This window comes from Microvirga sp. P4_G7 (assembly GCF_056401005.1).
The window spans coordinates 1-6023 of record NZ_JBFUKD010000190.1; the positions used below are offsets into that span (position 1 = coordinate 1).

Below are 6023 nucleotides of genomic sequence, written 5' to 3' on the forward strand. Positions count from 1 at the left end.
GTCAGGGTCTTACCCGTACCGGGAGGGCCGACGAGAAGGACGCCGCGCGGAATGCGGCCGCCGAGACGCTGGAACTTCTGCGGGTCGCGCAGGAACTCCACGATCTCCTGCAGATCTTCCTTTGCCTCGTCGACGCCAGCGACGTCGTCGAACGTGACGCGTCCGTGCGCCTCCGTCAGAAGCTTCGCCTTCGACTTGCCGAAACCCATGGCACGTCCCGCGCCGTTCTGCATTTGGCGCGACAGGAAGACCCACGCGCCGATGAACAGGGCGATCGGCAGAATGTTCATGAGCACCGCGATGAACCACGGCGTCGAATCCGACTGCGGACGCGCGGTGATCTGCACGCCCTTCTGCTGCAGCTTGGAGACCAGCATCGGGTCGCTCGGCGCGTAGGTGGTGAACGTGCGGCCATCGGTGTACGTGCCGCTGATCTCGGGACCGGAGATCACGACGTTCGTGATCCGCCCTGAATCAGCATCCGAGAGGAGCTGGCTATAAGCGATGTCGCTACCACCTCCCCGGTGGCCCGGGCTCTGAAAGAGCGTCACGAGCGCCAGAACGAGAAGGAAAATGACGACCCACAAGGCGAAGTTGCGGAAATTGGGATTCATCGGATCAGGTCTGCCCCAAGGCGGGATGGTGCGCGAGGAATAGTTCCCCACGCGGCTTAGTTCAATGTAGGGATGCGATACCTAATTGCCAAGGGAATGCGGCGTGCATGCGGCACGAACTGCATTGGTGGCTAAAAGAATTGGCTAACGGCCCCGGCGACGGGGTGGTTCGGCTTGCGCGGTCAATCGTCCGTCGGGCCGAAGGTCGAGGAGCGTGCCACCGATCGTCAAGCGAAGAGCGGCCTTCGCCGCAAGCGCCGTGCGAATACGTTCGAGGCAGGTTTCGAGCCGATCGAGCCGCCGGTGATCCGCCTCGAGGGAGCCCTGATCAAGAAGCCGTTCGAGCACTCTCAGGGCGATCTCGAACGGCTCCTCCCCGAGGACGACGCCCTGAAAAGTCCCCGCCGACCAACCGCGAGCAAACGCCTCGTCCGCCTTGATAGAAAGCGCTTCGTTCGTCCGTTCGGCCCGCTTTGCGAGCCGGGCCAGGGTTTGCGCCGTCAGGCCCTCGGCGGCTAAAAGTGGCATGAGTTTGCGCCACCTCACCCGCGTATATGCCTCGTCGGCGTTCGATGGGTCCGTGACGAAGGACCATCCTTCCGTCTCGCAATGGGCGACCAGTGTGGCCTTGTCCTGGTCGAGCAGAGGACGCACCAGGTGGACCCCGTCGAGATCGCGCATCACCCGCATGCCGGACAATCCGGCAAGGCCCGAGCCCCGTGCGAGCCGCATCAAAAGTGTCTCGGCCTGATCATCCCGCGTATGCGCCGTTACGATATGGGAGGCGCCGACCTCGCGGGCCAACGCGGACAGGAGGTGATAACGCGCATCTCGCGCTGCCTCCTGCAGCCCCTTGTCAGGCTTTGCCTCCTCCCAGGCGAGTATGCGATGCGTCAGTCCCAGGCGCTCCGCCGCAACCGCGACGAACCGCGCCTCTGCGGCGGCTTCAGGACGAAGACCGTGATCGACCGTCGCCACGACGATCGGCGGACGCTTCGCCGGCTCCCAGAGGGCCAGCAGATGCATGAGCGTCATCGAATCCGGACCGCCCGAGACGGCGGCAACAATTCCGGCGGCATCACTGAGGGACGTGAAAAGCTTGGCGGGGTCGAGCGCTGGTACCGGTGTGTCAGGGGGAGCGGTCATTCCCGATCGGGACGTGTCAGGAACACTTGGCGCGCTTCTGCTCGCGCTCGGAACCCTGCCGGACGTTGGCCGGAGCCTGCGGGTATTTGCGGTCGAGTTCGCCGAATACGGCGCAGGCGCGGTCCTTTGCGCCCAGCGCGTTGAGGGACACGCCCAGCTTCAGCAAGGCGTCGGGCGCCCGAGGAGCGTTCGGATGATCGGCCGAGACGTTGAGGAATTGCTCGGCCGCTTCGCGATATCGGCTGCGCTGCAGATAGCTCTCGCCGAGCCAGAATGTCGCCTCGGGCACCAGCCTGTCGCGGGGATTGGACTGGATGAAGCGGCGCAACCCCATTTCCGCCTGCTCGAACTGGCGCTGGTTGAAATAGCCGATCGCCGTCTCGTAATCGGACCGCGGGTCGCTGCTGCTCGCAGCAGCGACGCTCGGCCCTTGACGGGTGGCAGGGGCGGATGGACTGACGACAGGGGCGGCAAGGGGGCCCGCTCGGCCGGTCTGGCTGAGGTCGAGCGGACCGTTGCCGGCGCCCGCTTCGTCCTGCTCGATGATGTCACCGATCCCAGCGAGGCTGCCACCTGGCAGCGGCATGGGCTGGCCGACCTCCGCTGAGGCCAAGGGTGCGGAGGGTGCGGTGGCTCCCAGTGGACGCGGCGCTCCCGGGGCATCCATGGCGTCACCGGGATCGAAGACGTCGCTGCGCTTCTGCGGCTGCGTAGGGCGCACCGGAGTGGTGGTGGGCGACGATTTGGGTCCGCCACCGCCGCGGCTGTCCTGGAAGCGGAAATCCACGTCCTCCTGGAACTTGCGCAGTTGGTCCTTGAGCTGTCGGTTTTCGTATTGGAGCTGCTCGACTTGACCCGACAATTGTCGGAACTGGTTCTCGAGACGGTTGAGGCGAACGATCGCGTCAGCCGCATCCTGCGCGAATGCGGGAGCCGACAGGGCGATCGTACAGGCTAGAAGAGCGAGAAAGCGGCGAAACATCGGATGATACCAGTTGGTCTGAGCGACCGTGCCGATAACACATAAGCGCCGCCACGGCGAGAATGTGGCGACGCTTGTCGTCTTGGCCATAAATTCCGGCCTTGTCCTTTACGAACCGGCGCGGGTGTCCAGAACGGTGACCGCGCGGCGGTTCTGCGACCAGCAGGAGATGTCGTTGCAGACAGCGACCGGGCGCTCCTTACCGTAGGAAACTACCCGGACGCGCGAAGCCTGAATGCCGCGCGAGATCAGGTAATCGTGAACGGTCTGGGCGCGGCGGGCGCTGAGCGAGAAATTGTATTCGCGCGTACCGCGTTCGTCGGCATGGCCTTCGATCACGAAGGAATAGTTTGGATAGCGGGTCAGCCACTGGGCCTGCTTGTCGAGAGTGGCGACGGCGGTCGGGGTCAGGTCCGTCGCGTCGGTTTCGAAGAACACGCGGTCGCCCACGTTGACGACGAAATCCTGCGCGCTTCCTGGCGTGCCGGCGCCGCCGGCTCCGAAGCCTCCGGCCCCATCGGCCATTCCATCTTTGTTGGACGAACACGCCGCCGCCCCGAGGGCGAGGACGATTGCAGCGGCAAATTTGACGGCGCGCAACGTCATCATGGGCAATACTCCTTACACACGTCTGTCGAACGTTGTGTTTTCTATAGCGGTCGATGGTTAAGGGAGGGTTCCGTCAACCTTTATGAGAGGTTGAGAAAGAGGGTGAATCACGCCCCGGCCGCGAATCCTGGGCTTACGGTTAATCGAGCGTGAATAAGGCGAAGACTTGGCCGTGGACGTCGCTCACAAGCGTGATCCCCAGCTCCCTTCGGCACGGGGAATAGGATAGATTGTGCCCAGCGACGCAGCCAAAGCTGACCCCAACGCGTTGTAAAAGGATGGACGACACGCAATCCTGGTTCACACCCTTCGTCGCGCCCACCCCGGGCTCCACCTCCACCGACGTCCGGTTGGAACGTGCGTTCGCGCGGATTGCCGACAGCGATCCACGCGGCGGGAACGCCGTGCGCGTTCTACGCGACGCGCAGCAAAACTACCCGGCCTGGCTCGAAGCGCTCGAAGGAGCCCAAAGGGTCATTCATTTCGAGAACTACATCGTCGCCGATGACCGCACCGGCCGGAACTTCGCCAAAGTTCTGATGGAGCGCGCCCGCGCCGGCGTCCGGGTGCGGCTTCTGTACGACTGGCTCGGCTCCTACGGCCGCGCCTCGAGGCGCTATTGGGAGGACCTGCGCGCGGCAGGCGTCGAGGTTCGGGTCTTCAATCCCCTTCGGCTGACCAATCCGTACTTCGTCAGACGCGATCACCGAAAACTGATCACCGTCGACGGGCGAATCGGATTTGTGTCGGGTCTTTGCATCGATGACAGCTGGGAAGGCGGACCGGGCGGGGATCCCTGGCGCGACACGGGGTTGTCGCTGGAGGGTCCCATCGTCGCCGATCTCGATGCGGCCTTCGCGGAAAGCTGGGCCTTCGCCGGACCGCCGCTCAAACGCGACGCATCATTCGATGCGAACAGCGTCCCCAGCGTCGGAACGGCGAATGCTCAGGTGATCCGGGGCAAGCCGGGCATGTTCCGAACCTACCGTTTCGACCAGTTCATCGCCGCGACGGCGAAACGTAATCTGTGGATCACCGATGCCTATCTGGTCGCAACGACGGCCTACGTCCAGGCCCTCGGCGAGGCCGCGCAGGACGGCGTCGATGTACGGCTCCTCGTCCCGGGGTCGACCGATGTGACCGTGCTCCAGCCTGTCGTCCGCGCTGGCTACCGGTCGCTGATCGAGGCCGGCGTACGGGTGTTCGAGTGGAACGGAGCCATGTTGCACGCCAAGACGGCGGTCGTGGACGGGCGATGGACCCGCGTCGGCTCGACCAATCTCAACTTGGCGAGCTGGGCGACGAACTGGGAGCTCGACGTGGTCGTCGAGGACACGGGCGTCGCCGAGGCTATGGAGGCGATGTACTTGGAGGACCTGTCGAAGGCGACCGAAGTCGTTCCCGGGATCGTCAGCCGCCGCCGCATGGCGCGCAATCTGCGCGCGCGCAGCTCGTTCCGCCGCCGGCGCGGCAGCATGGGACGCCTCGCCGCCGGCGCGGTGGCCCTCGGCTCCAGCCTCGGACGGGGCGCCGGAGGCCTTCGCTCGCTCAACGCGACGGAGGCGAGCAGCCTCGGCACCATCGGACTCGCGCTCCTGTGTCTCTCGGCTCTCATCGCTTTCTTTCCACCCCTGGTGATTGCGCCGCTGGTCATCATTCTGGGGTGGTTCGGCGTCGCTTTCCTGATCAGGTCGGTTCGTCTCAAGCAGCGCATTCGGATCATCCGACGTCGGCTCGATCGTCGCCGAAAGCTCGCGAATTTGGACAGAAGCAAATTTTCCTCTCGACCGCCGTGAAACTTCCGGCCAAGCTTAACGTTGGGGTAATACCTGCAGGCGCGGGAACCGTGCGTGCAACCACGGAGACGAACCATGACGAGCGGCGCTACCAATCCATTCCCGGCTTCCGACCAGACCAGAGCCATGAGCGCGATCCTGGCTGAAAACTGGTGGGCCATCGCGCTTCGCGGCGTGTTTGCTATCCTCTTCGCGCTGATCGCCCTCTTCCTGCCCGGCGCGACGATCCTGTCCCTTGTGCTGTTCTTCTCGGCCTACATGCTCGTGGACGGCGTCTTCGGCATCGTATCCGCCATCCGGGCCGCGCGGCAGGGACAACGTTGGGGCCTCCTCGTTCTCGAGGGTATCGTCGACATTCTCGTCGGTGTGATCGCCTTTTCCTGGCCCGGACTGACGGTCTTGTTCTTCGTCACCCTGATGGCGGTGTGGTCCCTCGTGACCGGTATCCTGATGATCGTGGCGGCCTTCAAACTCCACGCGGAATACGGCAAGGGCTGGCTGATCTTCAGCGGCATCGTCTCCGTGCTGTTCGGCATCGCGCTCCTGATAGCCCCGCTGATCGGCGCCGTGGTGCTGACCTGGTGGCTCGGCGCGTACGCCATGGTCTTCGGCATCTCGCTGCTGGTCCTCGCCTTCAAACTGAAGAGCCACAAGGGTGAGGTCGCCGCCGCCTAGTTCCAGGCGCGCGAATTGAGACCGTAGAACGACAGGGCGCCCTCCAGAAGGGCGCCTTGAGTTTTGGACCATTTGCACAAGCGTTCTGAGCGTGCTTCAGGGCGCGTTCCCTGGAGGACATTCCTCAGCATGAGGAAGCTCCAGCCCTGCCTCGATCTTACATTCAACAACGGTCCTTCATCTGTCGAGCGAAGCGTCTCG

Annotated in this window: 6 protein-coding genes; 2 read left to right on the forward strand and 4 right to left on the reverse strand. The window is 64.2% G+C overall.

Annotation, left to right across the window (positions count from 1 at the left end; genetic code table 11):
• The 4 genes from AC1DT3_RS10355 to pal all read right to left on the reverse strand — a co-directional run.
• Positions 1–614 (reverse strand): ATP-dependent metallopeptidase FtsH/Yme1/Tma family protein (locus tag AC1DT3_RS10355; RefSeq protein WP_477465171.1); only part of this gene is annotated, 614 nt, incomplete at its 3' end.
• Between the two features lie 144 nt (positions 615–758).
• Positions 759–1760 (reverse strand): tRNA lysidine(34) synthetase TilS, encoded by a 1002-nt coding sequence (gene tilS / locus AC1DT3_RS10360; protein WP_477465172.1) that lies wholly within the window; start codon positions 1758–1760, stop codon positions 759–761.
• Between the two features lie 16 nt (positions 1761–1776).
• Complete coding sequence (ybgF, locus tag AC1DT3_RS10365) at positions 1777–2742, reverse strand: tol-pal system protein YbgF (RefSeq protein WP_477465176.1); 966 nt, start codon at positions 2740–2742, stop codon at positions 1777–1779.
• A 108-nt stretch (positions 2743–2850) separates the two neighbouring features.
• Positions 2851–3351 (reverse strand): peptidoglycan-associated lipoprotein Pal, encoded by a 501-nt coding sequence (gene pal, locus AC1DT3_RS10370; RefSeq protein ID WP_477465173.1) that lies wholly within the window; start codon positions 3349–3351, stop codon positions 2851–2853.
• Positions 3352–3629: 278 nt separating this feature from the next.
• On the opposite strand from pal, the gene AC1DT3_RS10375 reads away from it, so the two are divergent.
• Entirely contained in the window at positions 3630–5147 is a 1518-nt protein-coding gene (locus AC1DT3_RS10375) for a phospholipase D-like domain-containing protein (protein ID WP_477465174.1), read from the forward strand.
• A 75-nt stretch (positions 5148–5222) separates the two neighbouring features.
• Positions 5223–5822, forward strand: a complete 600-nt coding sequence (locus tag AC1DT3_RS10380; RefSeq protein WP_477465175.1) for an HdeD family acid-resistance protein — start codon at positions 5223–5225, stop codon at positions 5820–5822.
• The last annotated feature ends 201 nt before the right edge of the window (positions 5823–6023 follow it).

Coding starts and splice junctions, on each gene's coding strand:
- AC1DT3_RS10375 (WP_477465174.1), top strand. CDS start 3,630: ATGGACGACACGCAATCCTGGTTCACACCCTTCGTCGCGCCCACCCCG.
- pal (WP_477465173.1), bottom strand. CDS start 3,351: ATGATGACGTTGCGCGCCGTCAAATTTGCCGCTGCAATCGTCCTCGCC.
- ybgF (WP_477465176.1), bottom strand. CDS start 2,742: ATGTTTCGCCGCTTTCTCGCTCTTCTAGCCTGTACGATCGCCCTGTCG.
- tilS (WP_477465172.1), bottom strand. CDS start 1,760: ATGACCGCTCCCCCTGACACACCGGTACCAGCGCTCGACCCCGCCAAG.
- AC1DT3_RS10380 (WP_477465175.1), top strand. CDS start 5,223: ATGACGAGCGGCGCTACCAATCCATTCCCGGCTTCCGACCAGACCAGA.